This is a genomic window from Sphingomonas sp. LH128 (genome assembly GCF_000293195.2).
GTDB classification, from domain to species: Bacteria; Pseudomonadota; Alphaproteobacteria; order Sphingomonadales; family Sphingomonadaceae; genus Novosphingobium; species Novosphingobium resinovorum_A.
In genome coordinates, this window is record NZ_ALVC01000140.1 from 70961 (window position 1) to 87356 (window position 16396).

General features: G+C 63.0%; 16 protein-coding genes. 7 read left to right on the plus strand and 9 right to left on the minus strand.

The window, feature by feature from the left end; translation table 11 throughout:
* Positions 1-108: 108 nt before the first annotated feature.
* Positions 109-1614: an ABC1 kinase family protein gene (locus LH128_RS12180; protein ID WP_037519172.1), complete on the plus strand. Its 1506-nt coding sequence runs from the start codon at positions 109-111 to the stop codon at positions 1612-1614.
* A 40-nt stretch (positions 1615-1654) separates the two neighbouring features.
* Here the strand turns inward: LH128_RS12180 and LH128_RS12185 are convergent, their stop codons facing one another.
* The 5 genes from LH128_RS12185 to LH128_RS12205 all read right to left on the minus strand — a co-directional run bounded on the left by LH128_RS12185 (position 1655) and on the right by LH128_RS12205 (position 4898).
* Positions 1655-2023 (minus strand): response regulator, encoded by a 369-nt coding sequence (locus LH128_RS12185; RefSeq protein WP_008829938.1) that lies wholly within the window; start codon positions 2021-2023, stop codon positions 1655-1657.
* A 169-nt stretch (positions 2024-2192) separates the two neighbouring features.
* The gene (locus LH128_RS12190; protein ID WP_008829939.1) at positions 2193-2528 is read right to left on the minus strand and encodes a hypothetical protein; all 336 of its coding nucleotides are present in this window, start codon (positions 2526-2528) and stop codon (positions 2193-2195) included.
* Positions 2529-2582: 54 nt separating this feature from the next.
* Positions 2583-4220 carry a Na+/H+ antiporter gene (locus tag LH128_RS12195; RefSeq protein WP_008829940.1) on the minus strand — a complete coding sequence of 546 codons (1638 nt, stop codon included), beginning with the start codon at positions 4218-4220 and terminating at the stop codon, positions 2583-2585.
* Between the two features lie 31 nt (positions 4221-4251).
* A complete protein-coding gene (locus LH128_RS12200; RefSeq protein ID WP_011950649.1) occupies positions 4252-4560 on the minus strand; it encodes an alkylphosphonate utilization protein in 309 nt (102 codons plus the stop codon).
* A 14-nt stretch (positions 4561-4574) separates the two neighbouring features.
* Positions 4575-4898, minus strand: coding sequence for a helix-turn-helix domain-containing protein (locus tag LH128_RS12205; protein WP_008829942.1), 324 nt, complete (start codon positions 4896-4898; stop codon positions 4575-4577).
* 95 nt (positions 4899-4993) lie between these two features.
* Here LH128_RS12205 and LH128_RS12210 point away from each other — a divergent pair, with 95 nt between their 5' ends.
* From LH128_RS12210 to LH128_RS12230, 5 genes are all read left to right on the plus strand, one after another.
* Positions 4994-6601 carry a phosphoenolpyruvate carboxykinase gene (locus LH128_RS12210; RefSeq protein ID WP_008829943.1) on the plus strand — a complete coding sequence of 536 codons (1608 nt, stop codon included), beginning with the start codon at positions 4994-4996 and terminating at the stop codon, positions 6599-6601.
* Between the two features lie 58 nt (positions 6602-6659).
* Positions 6660-7079 carry an acyl-CoA thioesterase gene (locus LH128_RS12215; RefSeq protein ID WP_008829944.1) on the plus strand — a complete coding sequence of 140 codons (420 nt, stop codon included), beginning with the start codon at positions 6660-6662 and terminating at the stop codon, positions 7077-7079.
* Positions 7080-7226: 147 nt separating this feature from the next.
* A complete protein-coding gene (locus tag LH128_RS12220; protein ID WP_037519173.1) occupies positions 7227-9515 on the plus strand; it encodes a hybrid sensor histidine kinase/response regulator in 2289 nt (762 codons plus the stop codon).
* Positions 9516-9597: 82 nt separating this feature from the next.
* Positions 9598-10920, plus strand: coding sequence for an HD-GYP domain-containing protein (locus tag LH128_RS12225; RefSeq protein WP_327195145.1), 1323 nt, complete (start codon positions 9598-9600; stop codon positions 10918-10920).
* Positions 10921-11136: 216 nt separating this feature from the next.
* The gene (locus LH128_RS12230; protein WP_008829947.1) at positions 11137-11373 is read left to right on the plus strand and encodes an acyl carrier protein; all 237 of its coding nucleotides are present in this window, start codon (positions 11137-11139) and stop codon (positions 11371-11373) included.
* A gap of 73 nt (positions 11374-11446) precedes the next feature.
* On the opposite strand, the gene LH128_RS12235 is transcribed toward LH128_RS12230, so the two are convergent.
* The 3 genes from LH128_RS12235 to LH128_RS12245 all read right to left on the minus strand — a co-directional run bounded on the left by LH128_RS12235 (position 11447) and on the right by LH128_RS12245 (position 13331).
* Entirely contained in the window at positions 11447-12070 is a 624-nt protein-coding gene (locus LH128_RS12235; protein WP_008829948.1) for an HdeD family acid-resistance protein, read from the minus strand.
* Positions 12071-12081: 11 nt separating this feature from the next.
* Positions 12082-12720, minus strand: a complete 639-nt coding sequence (locus LH128_RS12240; RefSeq protein WP_037519212.1) for a Bax inhibitor-1/YccA family protein — start codon at positions 12718-12720, stop codon at positions 12082-12084.
* 260 nt (positions 12721-12980) lie between these two features.
* Positions 12981-13331, minus strand: coding sequence for a hypothetical protein (locus LH128_RS12245; protein ID WP_233448272.1), 351 nt, complete (start codon positions 13329-13331; stop codon positions 12981-12983).
* 50 nt (positions 13332-13381) lie between these two features.
* On the opposite strand from LH128_RS12245, the gene LH128_RS12250 reads away from it, so the two are divergent.
* Entirely contained in the window at positions 13382-13579 is a 198-nt protein-coding gene (locus LH128_RS12250; RefSeq protein ID WP_008829951.1) for a hypothetical protein, read from the plus strand.
* Positions 13580-13581: 2 nt separating this feature from the next.
* Here LH128_RS12250 and LH128_RS12255 read toward each other — a convergent pair whose 3' ends face one another.
* On the minus strand, positions 13582-16392 hold the full coding sequence (locus tag LH128_RS12255) for a conjugal transfer protein TraG N-terminal domain-containing protein (protein WP_008829952.1): 2811 nt from the start codon (positions 16390-16392) through the stop codon (positions 13582-13584).
* Positions 16393-16396: the final 4 nt, after the last annotated feature.

Below are 16396 nucleotides of genomic sequence, written 5' to 3' on the forward strand. Positions count from 1 at the left end.
GGCTCTCACGAAACACGCCCTTGCTTCCTACGTTCCTGCCGGCGCACCGCGCCGGTCGCGAAAACGTCGCCCCTTCGTTTCTGGTGCGCAGCGCCTATCTCTGGGGCCATGTTGAAAAGCTTGATGGTAGCGGCCCGGGACCGGGAGCGTCTTGGTGAGGTCACCGGGGTCCTGGCGCGCTATGGCCTCGACACGGCGATCGACCGGCTCGGCCTGGGCGCCAAAGATCTTCTTGCGGGCGAGGCAGCGGCGCTGCCCGCACGCACGCGCCTGGCGCTGGAGGAATTGGGTCCCACCTTCGTCAAGCTCGGACAAATTCTCGCCACGCGCAGCGATCTTCTTCCTCCCGACTGGATCACCGAATTGGAGCGGCTTCACAGCCAGGCGGCGACGCTCCCGTTCGAAATGGTGCGGCCCGCCATCGAGGAGGCTTTGGGAGAACCTGTCGGCAAGGCGTTCGCCGCGTTCGATCCCGAGCCGCTGGCCGCCGCTTCGATGGCGCAGGTCCACCGCGCCCACCTGCACGATGGTCGCGCCATCGTCCTCAAGGTCCGGCGGCCCGGCATCCGTCCGCGCATGGAAGCGGATCTGCGCCTCATCGCCCAGTTCGCGGCGGTACTCGAGCGGGCCAGTGCGGAAATCCGGCGCTTTGCGCCCACCGCGCTCGTCCAACAGCTCGCTTCCGCAATCCTGGAAGAACTCGACTTCACCAACGAGGCCCGCAATGCCGACCGCTTGCGCGCCGACCTCGTCGGCAACGCGCAGGTCGTCATTCCCGGGATCCACTGGGAATGGACGTCGGAAACGCTCCTCGCCATGGATTATGTCGAAGGGGTCGCGCCGCGCTCGGCAGAGGCCCTCGTCCAGGCGGACATCGATCCCCACGCGATCGCATCGCTCGGCGCCCAGGTCGTGCTCGACACGGTCCTTCTCACCGGGCGGTTCCATGCCGATCCCCACCCCGGCAATCTCCTGTGCTTGCCCGGAAACCGCCTCGCCTTGCTGGATCTAGGCCTCATCGGCCATGTCAGCCCCCGGCGCCGGGAAGAGCTTTTGCGCTTCGTCCAGGCCATCAATATCGGGGATCCGCAGGCCCTGGCGGAGACGCTCACCCTGTGGTCCGCCGGTGAGAGCCCGCCTCGCGAGCGGCTCCTTCTGGCGGCCGAACAGCTTGTCGCCCGCCATGGCGGCACGCGCCTGGTGCTCGCCACCCTGGTCAACGATTTTTTCGCGCTCATGCGGCAGGAGCGGCTGACCGTCCCGCCCGACCTGCTCCTCATCTTCAAGGCACTGGTGACGCTCGATGGCGTCCTCGCCAACATCGCCCCCGGCTTCGACCTGACCCTTGCCCTGCGGCAGGCTGCAGTGCGCATCGTTGCCTCGCGCCTCGATCCTGCTGCCTGGACCCCGGTACTCCAAGGTCTGCTGCTTGAGATCACAAGTATCGGGCAGGATGGCCCGCGGCTGCTGAGGCTGATCATCGAGCGGCTGGAGCGCGATCAATTCATCCCTCCGCAGCGTGGGGGCACGGAGATCGCCGCGGCCGGGCGGTGGATCGCGGGCGCCATTGTCGCAGGATCCCTCATCCTCGCGGCCGCTCTGATGCTTTTCTAAGGCGCCCCTGATGGAGGCTTGCCGCTCCGCGGCTGCCTTTTCAGGCGGCCGAGACGCGGTCCTCAATCACGCGGAGCAATTCGCGATGGTCGACCGGCTTCGAGAGAAAGACAGCATCGTCGGGCAACGCGCCTTGCTCGGGCCGAACGGCGCCTGAGGAAACGATAAGGGCGATGGGAGGATAGGCATCGCGAATATAGCGCGCCAGGCGCAAGCCATCCATCGATCCGGGCATCTGGATATCGGTGACGACAATCCGGATCGAGGGCAGCGCCTGCAGGACTTCAAGAGCTTCGGCGGCGTTGGAAGCCTCCTCGACCGCATATCCCTCGCCCTCCAGGAGATCGACAAGGATCATCCGGAGCACCGGCTCGTCATCGACAACCAAAACATGTTGCCTATCGGCCATCATGCAATCCTCGGTAATACAGCAACACATATGCCCCGTTTCCCTATGAACGGCGGCAGGGGGCCATGGTTCACAGACGAGGCGGCAAAAGCGCAGAATTCTTTCTGATTTTCGACGAACTGTGACGCTTGCGCCCGCGCCTATGGACGAGCGTCCTCGGCGGCGGCGATCACTGGATCGCGTGGCCCGTCAGGAAAGCCTCGGCGCAACGTATCTGTTTGACGACCTCGTCCAGGGACAAGCCAAGCCGTGTCGCCACCGTTCCGATGGCCAGTCCATTATGGCGATGCAGGCAGTAGACGCGGCTGGTGAGATGCGGGAGCAAGCTGATCAGGTCCCAATCATCGGGCGCAACCTGGGACTGTCCCGGCTGCGGCATGAGGCGGTCGATCGCGATCTGGACGTGCATCGCCGCATCCTCGTTGACGCCGTCGACCAGGGCCAGCGCGCGCTCCAGCAGGCGCAGCGCTTCGTCGACCCTGCATTCCCGGTCGGCCTCGTCCATGGCCCGCTCCCTTCTTTTCTGTTTCCGGCTCCGTGCTTGCCTGTGTCCACGCCGTCAGCCGAGCTGGGCCGCATGGCGGGCTTCTGCGAGATCAAGCTCCCGAATGAGCTTGCGCGCAAGCTCGCTGCCGAGTTCCCGTTTGCGGACCATGCGAAAGATCTGGCTCCGTTCCGCTTTGAGCGCGGCGATGCGCAGGCGCCGCTCGATCGCCTCCCCTCGCCGCATCTCGGCATTTTCCTCGCGTGTCCCCACCCGGCTTTCGATCCGCTCGCGGTAACCGTCCATGATCCGCGCCGCAGCTGACACAAAAAGATCGGCATCCGCGCGGCCCTCGGCCAGTTCGTGCTGGACCTCCTCGATCCGGGCAATAGCCGCTTCAGCCGCTTTGACGCGCGCGGCATCTTCGGCGCTCTGCTGGTCATGCTCGGGCGGCATGAGCAGGCCCCGCAGCAGGACGGGAAGGCCAAGGCTCGCGACGAGGAGCGAGACTATGATGACGCCCATCGCCAGGAAAATGGCGAGGTCGCGCCCCGGGAAGGGTGACCCATCGCTGAGCACGAGCGGGAGCGTGAGCACGCCCGCAAGCGTGATAGCGCCGCGCACGCCGGCAAAGGACATCGCTGCGACTATGCGCCAGTTCGGGGTCGATTGTCCGTCGCCCTGCCGGAAGAAGCTCAAGCGGAACGACAGCCAGACCCAAAGGAAGCGCAAGGCGGCCAGTCCAAGATTGATCGCAAGCACATAGACCCCGAGCCACCAGGGTTCATGGTGACCGGTAAGGCGCACCGTCTCCGCCGCGCCTGCGAGAATGGCCGGGAGCTGTTCACCGAGCAGGACGAAGATGACGCCATTGGCGGTGAACTGGATGACGTCCCACACCGTGTTGCGGCGGATGCGCGTCGAGGCGGCAAGTTCGCCGCTTCCTTCTACGAAACCCATCGTAAGGCCTGCGGCCACCGCGGCCAGGATGCCCGAACAGTGCAGATGTTCGGCAACCAGATAGGAGCCGAAAGGCAGGAGCAGGCTGATGAGGATCTGCGCCCCGCCCTCCTCGCCATAGCGCCGCGATACCCAGTTCTTGGCGTGCGAGACGAGCCAGGTGAGGCCCGCACCGACGGCCAGCCCGCCCAGCGCGACCCACACGAAGTTGATGGCGGCCTGGTGGAGCGAAAAGGCGCCGGTCAGCGTGGCTGCGATGGCAAAGCGCAGGCAGACGAGGCCCGAGGCGTCGTTGAGCAGCGATTCCCCTTCCAGGATATGCATCATCCGCTTGGGAATGGGGACACGCTGCGCAATCGCCGAAACGGCGATTGGGTCCGTGGGCGAGACGACCGCCGCGAGCGCGAAGGCGACGGCAAGCGGCATGGCCGGGATCATCCAGTGGATGAAGAAGCCCATCCCCACGACCGTCGCCACCACGAGGCCCAGGGCCAGTTCGACGATCGTCTTGCCGTCCTTGAACAGTTCCTCGCGCGGGATGCGCCAGCCATCCAGGAAGAGCAGCGGCGGCAGGAAGAGGAGGAAGAAGATCTCGGGATCGAGCGTGACCCGCCAGTCCGCGGCCAGCCCGATGAGCGCGCCAAGTCCAATCTGAAACAGCGGCCGGGGCAAGGGCAGGGGCAGCATTCGGGACAAAATACCGCTCAGGATCACCGCGAGCAGCAAAAGCAGGACGATCGAGATGACTTCCAACAGGTTTCCTCTATCTTGGCGTCAGGCCGGCTCAGCGCTTGCGGACGAATTCGGCGCGCAGAACGAGGCCCTTGATGCCCTCGTAGCGGCAATCGATTTCCTGGGCGTCGCCGGTCAAGCGAATGGACTTGATGAGCGTGCCGCGCTTGAGCGTCTGGTTGGCGCCCTTGACGGTAAGGTCCTTGATCAAGGTGACGCTGTCGCCATCGGCAAGGACATTGCCCACGGCATCGCGCACTTCGACCGCATCGCCCGGGTCTACCGCGCGGGCCTTCGCATCCTGCGGGCTGATCCATTCGCCGGATGCTTCGTCATACACATAATCGTCCGAACTGCTCATCATCATCCCTTGGGTCACTGCGGCGGCGTCGCGCCGGCCTCTTCCTGGTCGTACAACAGCGATGGCACGGTGCCGGCGGAGCGACCGGACTTCGTCTCGCGCAGGCGCACGCCGCGTCCCACCCCGCTGCTCGGCGCGTTCTCGCCGAGCAGTTCAATGCCAGCGCTTTCAAGCGCGCCGATCACTTTTACCAAGGTGTCGACCACGCCGCGAACTTGCCCCTCCGAGGCTTCCATGCGCTGGATGGTCGGCAGCGAAAGCTGCGCGAGCTGGGCGAGTTGGCGCTGGTCAATCCCGAGAAGGGCGCGAGCCGCACGCATCTGTTGCGAAGTGATCATGCACCCTCATGACGTATGAAACATCAAATTGCAATCTTATCAATCACAGGTCATGTGTGATAAGGCTTGAGAAACCGACTCTCAAGGATCGACCATTGGCCTCCCAAGACTCTCCCATCGCTTTCGCGCCTGACGCTGCCAGCACGCTGCATCGCAATCTGGGCACTGCGCCCCTGATCGAGCATGCGCTGCGCCGGGAAGAGGGCGTGCTTTCGCGCGACGGGGCCTTCGTCGTCGCGACGGGCAAGCATACGGGTCGTTCGGCGCAGGACAAGTTCATCGTCCAGGACGCCGAGACCGAGGCGGCGATCTGGTGGGGCAAGACCAATGTCGCCATGTCGCCCGAGCATTTCGCGGCGCTCAAGCAAGACTTCCTGGACGCGCTGGGCGCCAAGGACACCGTCTTTCTTCAGGATCTCTTCGGGGGCTCGCAGAGCGAGCATCGCATTGCGGTACGGGTCTACACCGAGCTCGCCTGGCACAGTCTTTTTGTTCGGACCCTGCTGGTTCGTCCCAGCACCGATGAGCTCGCGACGTTCGTGCCTGAATATACGATCATCGACCTGCCGAGCTTCCGGGCCGATCCTGAACGCCATGGCTGCCGAAGCGAAACCGTGATCGCGGTCAATTTCGCGCAGAAGCTCATTCTGATCGGCGGTACGGCCTATGCCGGCGAGATGAAGAAGTCCGTCTTCAGTCTCCTCAATTACCTGCTGCCCGAAAAGGGCGTGATGCCGATGCATTGCTCGGCCAACATGGGCCCTGAGGGCGACACAGCCGTTTTCTTCGGCCTTTCGGGGACCGGCAAGACGACCTTGTCGGCCGATGCGAGCCGCACGCTGATCGGCGACGACGAGCATGGCTGGTCGGACAGCGCCATCTTCAACTTCGAGGGCGGCTGCTATGCCAAGGTGATCCGTCTGTCGGCCGAGGCGGAGCCCGAGATCTACGCCACCACCCGCCGCTTCGGCACGATCCTCGAAAATGTGGTGATCGATCCCGAAACGCGGATCATCGACCTGGATGATGACAGTCTCGCCGAAAACAGCCGGGCCTCCTATCCGATCGAATTCATTCCCAACGCGTCGGCCGACAATCTCGGGCCTGTTCCTCGCAACATCATCTTCCTGACAGCCGATGCCTACGGCGTCCTGCCTCCAATCGCGCGGCTGACGCCCGAGCAGGCCATGTATCATTTCCTCTCGGGCTACACGGCGCGCGTGGCAGGCACCGAGATCGGCGTGACCGAACCCACCGCAACCTTTTCCACCTGCTTCGGCGCGCCGTTCATGCCGCGTCATCCGTCCGTCTACGGCAATCTGCTCAAGGATCGCATCGCGCGAGGTGACGTCAAATGCTGGCTCGTCAATACGGGCTGGACCGGCGGGAGCTTCGGCACCGGAAAACGCATGCCGATCAAGGTGACCCGTGCTCTTCTCAATGCCGCGCTCGACGGCAATCTCGACGGCGTCACCTGCCGGATCGACCCGATATTTCGGTTTCAGGTTCCCGTCGCCGCGCCCGATGTCGACGACACCATCCTCGATCCGCGCGAAACATGGGCGGACAAGGCTGCCTATGACGCAACCGCGGCCAAGCTGGCCCGCCTGTTCGCCGAGAATTTCGTGCAGTTCGAGGATGCCGTCGATCTCTCTGTCCGCAATGCCGGGCCGCGCGTCGAACTTCGCGCCGCCGACGCTTGATCACCAACGTCTCGATAAGGGAACGGCCTTCCAGCCTGCTTGTGCTATGACAAGGACCATGACCACCGCGATTCCCCACGCTTTCGAGATCGGCATCGATCCCTCCGACATCGACTTCATGGGTCATGTCAACAATGCCAGCTACCTCAAATGGGTACAGGATGCCGTACTCGATCACTGGCGCTCGCTCGCACCCAGGGAGGCCGTCGCGGCCCATCTCTGGGTCGCGCTCAAGCATGAGATCACCTATCGGCGTCCGACCTTTCTCGACGACCGCGTCATCGCCACGGTCCTGCTGGAAAAGGTTCAGGGCGCCCGCGCCTTCTACGATACGGTGATCCGTCGAGGCGAAGAGGTGCTCGCCGAAGTGAAGTCGAGCTGGTGCTGCATCGATGCGGCCACCCTGCGTCCCGCCCGCCTGGCGCGGGAGGTGATCCAGCACTTTTTCACCGCCGATCCCCCTGGCGCTTCAGCTTGAACATAGCTGCCCACCAGCCCGTCTGGGGGCATCCGAACCGAATAATGAGCTTCCGGCACGCCTGTTCGTCGGAGCGCGATCTGGAGTTTACGAAACACAAACGGGGGGCCACGACGGTGCGACTCACATCAAGCGGGGGTGTAGAGCGTGCCTGAGGCTCCGTTTCCGCCTTTGCTCGCCGAGGTCCAGTTTCGCGCGGCAGCCCAGGCTCTGCCCGGCCATGTCTGGACCGCGACGCCCGCCGGCGCCGCCGATTGGTTCAATGACCCGCTCTTGTCCTATACCGGACGCACATCGGACGATCTGCTCGGGGACAAGTGGCTCTCGATCGTCCATCCCAATGATCGCGCGGGCGCGGCGCAATGCTGGAAGCAGGCGCTCGGCTCCGGCGCGGTCTATGATGCCGAGTTTCGCATTCAGCGCCACGACGGCGCCTGGATTTGGCACCAGGTGCGCGGCACCCCGATCCGCGATGCGGACGGCGCCATTGAGCGATGGGTCGGGAGCACGATAGACTGCAACCAGCAAAAGCTCATTGAGCTTGCGGCCGATCGCGACAGGCTATGGTCGCTCTCACGCGACCTGATGCTGGTATGCACCTTCGACGGTGTGATCACGGCCATCAACCCGAGCGCCACCACCATGCTGGGATGGAGCGAGGATGAGATGGTCGGACGGCCGCTTGCCGAGTTCATTCATCCTCAGGACGTCGCGGCGACCGCCGCCCAGGTCGCAAAGCTGGCGCGCGGGACAGATACCCTGTCGTTCGAGAACCGTTACCGGGCGCGGAGCGGTGACTATCACCTTCTGGCCTGGACGGCGGTCCCCGCCGCCGACCGTATCCACGCGGTCGGCCGCGACGTGACCGCCGAACGGGAGGTTGTGCGCGACCGGGAGAGGATCTGGGCACTCTCGCCCGTGCTCAAGCTCGTCACCGATCGGCAAGGCATCATCGTCGACGTCAATCCGACCTGGACGAAAGTGCTGGGCTGGACGCGAGAGGAATCCGTCGGCAAGCGCAGCGCCGAGTTCATCGTGGGCGACGACATGGCATGGGCCAAGCAGATCGACAGGCTGGCCTCCGGGATCCCGCTCGAGGAATATCGCACTGTCCTCCTTGCCCGCGACGGTGCCAATCGCCTGATCCAGTGGACGACCGTTCCGGATGCCGGGAAATTCTATGGCTTCGGCCGTGACATAACGGCCGAAGTCGAAGGCGCGAAAGCGCTGGGCGAAGCCGAAGAAGCCCTGCGCCAGGCGCAGAAAATGGAAGCGGTCGGACAGTTGACCGGCGGCATCGCCCATGACTTCAACAATCTGCTGCAAGGCATCAGCGGCAGTCTCGACATCATGCGGCGCAGGATTGCCCAGAACCGACTGGGTGACATGGACCGCCTGATCACAATGGCGTCCGACGCTTCGGCCCGCGCTGCGGCGCTGACCCATCGCCTGCTCGCCTTCTCCCGTCGTCAGCCCCTCGATCCCAAGCCAGTCGCGATCAACAGCCTTATCCACTCACTCGAAGACATGGTTCGCCGCACGCTCGATGCGGGCATCTCGCTGCGTCTCTCGCTGGCGTCCGATCTGTGGACCGCGAAATGCGATCCCAACCAACTGGAAAATGCGCTGCTCAATCTCGTGATCAACGCGCGAGATGCGATGCCCGCCGGCGGAACGCTGACCATCGCGACCCGCAACGTGAGCTTCGAGGCCCCCCTGTCCGAACAGGGCGCAAAGCCCGGGCGATATGTCGGATTGGCGGTTACCGACACCGGGGTCGGCATGGACGCGGAAACCGTCCGGCGCGCCTTTGAACCGTTTTTCACCACCAAGGCCATGGGCCAGGGCACGGGTCTCGGCCTCTCCATGGTCTACGGCTTTGCAAGGCAATCCGAAGGCCATGCCGCCATCGACAGCGCCCCGGGCGACGGAACGACATTCCACCTCTATCTCCCCTATCATGCCGCCGCGCTCGAACCGGAGACGGCGCCCGATGGACCCTGCCTGACAGCTGTCGCGGAAGTGGGCGAAGTGGTGCTCGTGGTGGAAGATGAAGCGACCGTGCGGACTTTGGTGGTCGATCAGCTTAGAGAGCTGGGCTATCATGTGCTCCAGGCAGCGGATGGACCCGAAGGCGTGGACATCCTCAACTCGTCGCAGGTCATCAACCTGCTTCTCACCGACATAGGGCTTCCCGGGATGAACGGGCGCCTGGTCGCCCAAGCGGGCCGGACCTGCCGCCCCGATCTCCCGATCCTGTTCATGACGGGCTATGCGGAGACGGCGACGCAGGCCGCCGGCTTTCTCGAGCCAGGCATGGGTCTGATCACCAAGCCTTTTGAAATGGAGATGCTCGCCCAGCGGGTGCGCGAAACGATGACCCAGGCGCCCTTGCGCGCCGAGGCGCCAAGTGGTCCCGCGAAGGCGCCAATCTGAGCCCACCTGCGACAAGTTAACCGGAATTTAGCCGCGCACGGGGCAAGTCTCGCGGGGAGGTATCATCAAGCGCCGGATTGCCATCGATCAGATTGAAGCTGGAATGTATCTGGTCGGATTCGAAGGCTTTTGGCTCCTCCACCCCTTCTGGCGCACAAAATTTGTGCTGACCCAGGCCGATATCAGCGAAATCCGGGCGTCGGGCGTGAAGGCCGTCTTCATCGACGACGAGAAAGGCGCCGCTCCGATCTGCGTCACCGCGCCAACGCCCCCCGCCCCTCTCACGCCGCCGCCCGCCCCCGCGAAACGGATGGAAGCCGCGCGTCACTGGCGCTCCTTCCCCGCGCCTTCGCCCTCGCCCCGACGGCTAATTGTCGATGTCGACGAGGTACAGCGCGCCACCGAAGCGATCCAACGGTCGAAGCGGGTGATCATGCGGATGTTCGGCGAGGCGCGCATGGGCAAGGCGGTGGCGCTACGCGACGTCGAACCCATCGTCGATGAGATCGCGGAATCGGTGATCCGGGATGCTGCAGCCATGATCAAGGTGACCCGCCTTAAGCGCAAGAACGAGTATACCTATCTCCATTCGGTCGCGGTCTGCGCGCTGATGATCAATCTTGGCCGTCAACTTGGACTGGCGGAAAGCCTGACGCGCGACCTGGGCATAGCCGGCCTGATGCATGACATCGGCAAGATGTCCGTTCCGGGCACTGTCCTCGACAAGCCGGGCTCGCTGAACAGTGACGAATTCGAGATCATCCGCGCGCATCCGCAAAAAGGGCACGAGCTTCTGCTGATGACCGAGGGCATCTCACCCATCGCCCTCGATGTCTGTCTGCACCATCACGAACGCGTCGACGGCACCGGCTACCCGTTCGGCCTGACCGCGGAGCAGCTCTCACTTCATGCACGCATGGGCGCGGTGTGCGACGTCTATGATGCGGTAACCTCCCGGCGCCCCTACAAGGACCCTTGGACGCCGTCCGATGCCTCGGCGAAAATGCTCGAATGGGAGGGCCATTTCGATCCCGACGTGCTCGATGCCTTCATTTCCAGCATTGGCATCTATCCTGTAGGAACGCTCGTGCGCCTGCGCACCAATCGGCTCGGGATCGTCGTCGCCGGTAACGCCCGCGAACCGACCATGCCCGCCGTGCGCGCTTTCTTCTCCACGATGGAGCGCGAGTTCCTGCCGCCCGAAACCTTCATCTGCTCGGCGACCCTGAAAGGCGATGCCGCAATCGGTATCGAAACCGGCGAGGCGTGGTTCGGTCCGCGATGGCCCGTCATCCAGGCGTTCGTGCTCGATAATCGCATGCCGACGGCCGATCTGATCGGGAGCGGCCAAGCCAACATCGCTTCGCCGGCACTGGACCAACCGCGCGTCGCGGCGGGAAATTGATCGTTCTGGGTCACAGTTGCCGCCGCGATGCCGACGGTGCCCTCATCGCCACATGCTGACGCAAATCTCTGAAGAACGGGCCTTGGCTTCGCGAGTGGCTTGCCCTCTCGAAGCCGCCCAGTTTCCGCGACTCTGCGTGACGTTTGGGGCTCGTTCGTCTAGGAAGGTCCAGAGAATGCCATGCGGCATCCGCCAGCATGGCCCGGGGGCAAAGACATGACTGATACTGCTACGCGCGTTGCAAACGTGGTTGCCCAGCAACTGGGTGTCGACCCCGACAAGGTGAGGCCGGAATCCCGCTTCATGGAGGATCTGGGTGCGGACAGTCTGGATGTCGTCGAACTCGTAATGGCGATCGAGGAAGGCTTCGACGTCCAGATACCGGACGATGATGCCGAGAAGATCGTGACGGTAAGGGATGCCGTTCTCTATATCGAAGCCGCGATGGTCTAAGGCGCCTGCGGCGCCACCCTAGGGATCGATGCGGCGAACCCAAGTTTCGACTTGGGTCGCCGCACGCTTCCTTTTACGCCGCCACCGCCTCTGGATCAGGTCCCTTGTTGCCCTGTCCCGAAGCCCGCAGCCGCCAGGCAAGGCTGATCAATAGCCCGCCCCCGAGCAAGGCCCAGGCGCCGATAAGCCATGCGACGGACAGGATCGAGGCGATCGGCTGCAGATAGAGCAGGACCAGTATCGCGACGCCTAGCCCGACGGTGATCGCGCCGGAAAGGGCAAGGAGCACTTCCCCTCGGACTTCCTTGCGCAGTCGAACCGCCGCGACGATCTCGAGCAAGCCGACCGCTATCGCCCAGACCGCAACCAGAACCAGTGTCGCCAACGCGTAGCTGACGGTGAATTCCAGCGGCAAGGCTACGAAGAGGCCGGCTGCTACAAGTCCGAGCACGCCGCGCAGGACCAAGGCGATCCACCGGTCCTCCTTGTGCGCGGCGCCCTGTATCCCGGCAATCAGCGAAGCGATGCCGTCGACGCCAGCAAAAGCGGCAAACAGCATCGTGAAGGCAAAGAGTGCGCCCGCAGGGAACAGCAGCGCCGCTATGCCCAGCGCCAGACCCAGGACACCGCGAACCATCATCCATTTCCAGTTTTGCGCCACCAGCGGGACGCCGCGCCAGAGCGAGGTATCGTGCATGCCGTCCTCCCTTACTCGCGCCGCTGACCCATGAAGGTCAGCAGCAACTGGAACAGGTTGATCAGGTTGAGGTAGAGCGAGAGTGCACCAACGATGGCGAGTTTGCTTGCCTCTTCCTGCCCGGCATAGGCGTAATACTCGTTCCTGAGACGCTGCGTATCCCAGGCCGTCAGGCCGGTGAACACCACGATGCCCGCGATCGAAAACAGCATCTGAAGCGTCGAGGATCCCAGAAACAGATTGACGATGCTGGCCGCCACGACAGCGAGCAGACCCACCATCAGGATCGGGGCCCAACGCGACAGGTCAGCGCCGGTGGTATAGCCCCAGAGGCTCATCGCCGCGAACACCGCCGCGGCCGTAAAGAAGGCAAGCGCAATGCTCTCGCCCGTGAACATGAGGAAGATGCTGGCCATCGAGATGCCCATGACGCCGGCGAAGACGAAATAGGCTGTCCGGGCCATGGCGGCCGACATCTGGTGTAGGCCGAACGATAGCAGAAGTACGAAGGCCAGAGGCGCAAAGATCGCCACCCACTTTAGCGGCGTGCCGAAGATGGGCTCGTACAAGGCCGGCGTGGACGCGATGCCAAACGCGACCAGACCAGTAAGGGCAAGACCAAGCGCCATGTTGCGATAGATGCCGATCATGTGGTTTCGCAGGCCGGCATCGAAGCCCCGGTCGATGGGGCTTGCCCTGCGCTGCGAAGGCATCGTCCGATTGAACAATGAATCCATAGCTCTCTCCATCGATGAAGACGACAGATCGCGCTGGCGCAGCGAGAGGCTTATAGCGAACCGCAACACCGAGCACGCCCGGTGTGCCGGCCTGTCGTTCAGCGCGACAAGCCCGGCCCACGATCCGAAAAATGTGTTTCGGTTTCCGTGGATTCAAGACCTGTGCCCTGCCTCTATCCGGCCGCATAAAGGACGCCCGCGAGCGACACGCAAAACACGGACAGCCACATGAAAATCTGGCTGAAGACGTGCATGACGACGCCGACCCAGCTGTAGTGCCGCCTGAGCACGGCGGCCGATCCAACGGCGACGAAAAAGACGATCAGTGCAGACGCGGAAGGTGTGGGATCACGTGGGAGCGTTTCGTCGAACAGCGGCAGCAGCCCTAACGCTGAAACGAGGAGCCACGAAAACATAAATGCCAGGTTGCTCGACAGGTCGAGGTCCGCATGCCGAGGACTTTCGGCGGACTCTCTTTTCGGGAACATTAGATTGCCCGCCCGCAGGCTTGTGAAGAAATCCAAATTCCAGTAAGAAATTGGCTCATATTTGCAGCGGAGGTTGCGGATTTTGTATGTTCGACCTGGACACGTATAATCAGACGAAGGACCTCTCCGGCGGACCGATCGTCACTGTAAAGTACGATGATCCCGTGCGGTACATCGAGGCGGCGACTGACGAGCGCGGCAACGTGTCCAAGGCGGGAATGGTTGCATATTTGATTGCTTACGCAGTCGCGGCTGTTGCGCTCGCATATTGGTTTTGGATGTAAGCTCATTTCCTTAGATCGGGGTCAAGAAAGAACCCTTTGTCCTGGCCTTCGCCAACCTCCGATTGAATGCGCACATTGCCTTGCACATTCGCATGTCGCCCGGCCTGAGCTGCGCGGCGATCCCCGTCTAGCGCAGCTTTGCCTGACGAAATCACAGCAGCTGCTGCGCCGGGATCGCCTGCACTAGGCCCGGCCGGAATGCCGCCAGAACCATGCGGATGATAGGTGGCCCTGACATCGGCTGCGGAGGACACGCCGGTGCGGTGCACATCAACGAGATCAGGCTCGTTCAGGCTTCCACGGATTTCCTCGTAGATCGCTTCACGCTTCTCCGACATCCACCGCTGGACCATCTCATCCCGGACGCTGCGCTGATGCTCCGAAAGATCCGTCGCCCAAATTTCGGGAGCATCCAGGCCAGGATTTGCAACTTGTTGCGCGCGATACCAGTTCGCGAGGTCCTGGCTCAGGTTCGTGCTGAGCTGCATGCCATGACTCTCGGCCCAACTGGCGTCGCGAGACAGCTGCTGCGACAATTCCTCCAGCTTGCGCGCGGACTCCTGATATGAGCGCGCGCGGGAGAGAGCGTCCTCAGTGCTCACCGAAGCCGACGACGTCTGCGAGGCGCGACTGAACACGCCACTCCGGCTGTAGGTACCGTCCGAGGAACTCGCGCCGGTACCGTTCGAATGTTCGTCGCGTACCCCACTGGAAGCAGTGTTGGAGCTATCGCTGGAATTGGTTTGTCCCGTGGAATGCTGCAGCTGATCTTGTTGTGATCCGCTCTTACCTACGCTTCCTTCAATTCCTGGCAGCAAGCCGGACGCCCGGCGCCCACCTCCGCTTGGACTTGCGGCTGCCGGACCTCCCATACCGGTGGTTATCCTACCGCCCACTTGATCAGACGTTATCGCACTTCGATCGTGAGTGTCACTAACCCGCTGCGATTGCCCGATCGAAGATCGGTCTTCCAGCCCCTGAGAACTGCTTCCTGTTCTCCGGTCGAACTGTTCGATCGAAGTGTTGGCCTGGCGACCGCTGCTCGAGTCCCACCCGGACGACCGCTCGGTTGAGGTTCCGAATGCGCTGCGATTAGTATGGGTCGAGGTCAGAATGTCGTTTGCGGCGTTTTCATAGGCCTGCGATTGACGGTGCGCCTCGTTCGCCATTTCGCGCCATTCGGCGACGGCGCCCGAGGACATTGTCGGCGTAAACGCCAGGCGTGAAATAGCGCCGCCCGTATCGAAGACCTCTTGCCCGTTGCCAAAGCCATTGATCAGCGCGCCATTGTCCTGGCGCCAACTCGTCATCGGCGCGCCGCCCATATAGCTCGGCGCCTTGGTCCACTGGTCGCTCTGCTGCATGTTGGAGGTCGAGTTCGCCCAGCTGACATTCCCATAGGAATAGTTGCCCGTCGTCTGTTCGAGGGCAGCGGCTTCGGCGGCGTTCTGTGCGGGCGCGAGCATGGACATGGACTGGCCGGCGATAGACATCGCGCCACGCGCCAGTCCGGCCGCGAGGAACGGGACGGACATCAGCATGAACCCTGCGATCGTCGCAGTCTCACCGTTCACGGCGCCGATGCCTGCGAAAGTGCCGAGCGTAACACCGCCCGAGGCGATGCCGGTCGCCGCTGTCTCGGCGCGCGTCATGCAGATCATGTGCAGGATCACGTAAAGCGGGCCCCAGGCAGCCAGGTAGAAGAAGCCGACAGCGTAGCCCTTGAGCGCGCTCAGCCCGGTTTGCGGCATGAGGAACAGCGGGAAGATGACCGGGAACATCGCAAAGAACACGACTGTCAGAACGATGTTGAGGATAGGCACCCAGGCCATCGCCTGTTGCGCAATCGAATTGTAGGTGTTTCGGGCCTGTACGTCGGCACGGGTCTGCGCGAACGTGTCGATCGCCGCCGTCCCCGTGCCACCCGCCATGGAGTTGCGCGCCTGCATGAATGCGTTGATCGCAGTGTTCTGCCGCATATAGTCGGCGTAGCTGCTTCCCGACCCCGTGAAAGCCTGGTTCACAATAGGAACATCATGCTTCAGCTTGTCGGCGGCAAGCGCGTTGCTGAGCTTGGGATAGACCTCTTTCGCCCAGATCGGGGTGTTAGCCTCGATCATGTTGGCCCACTGACCCGAAAGCCCATCATAGGCCTGGCGGCACGTCACGATATAGCTCGTGACCGCGCCGCTGCCGTCCTTTTCCAGCCATTCCTGGGAGCGTGCTTCCGAGCCCGGGCCAACCGCGGCCCACAGGTCCTGCGCCTTCGACAGTTCTGTCAGCGATTTCTGGTTGAGCATGACGTCGCCGAACACACAGTTCTTGAAATGCTTCTCGAGATTGGTCGCAAACTCGGCGTCGCGGATTACGAAGTTGCGCGTCGCGTCGAACAGCCTCGCGCCATAAACCATGCCGTTGGTTGTGTAATTGAGCTCGCCGGGCATCACGAACACGGTCTCGGCGGTGCGTGTCATCCAGTCGCCGATCTGCGTGGTGAAGCTCGCCAGCACGCCCAGACCTAACGGCACGTTGTCGATCGTCGCCGGCGCGAGCGACGGATTTACCCTGTCTGTTACCTTGATGTCGACGGTCGGCACCATGAGGCACAGGTAGATCGCCGTGGCCTGGAGAAACCAGTTCATCCACGCTTTGTAGTTGAGCGTGAAGGCCACAACGAGAAGCGAATAGATGAGGCCCATGACCATCACGACCCGGAGCAGCGCGCGATAGCCCCCGCCCCCTGACCAGGCCGCTACAGCATTGAAGGTGTTGACCAGATATTCGCCGCCACCGACCGTGAAGACCTCTAGCATCGCC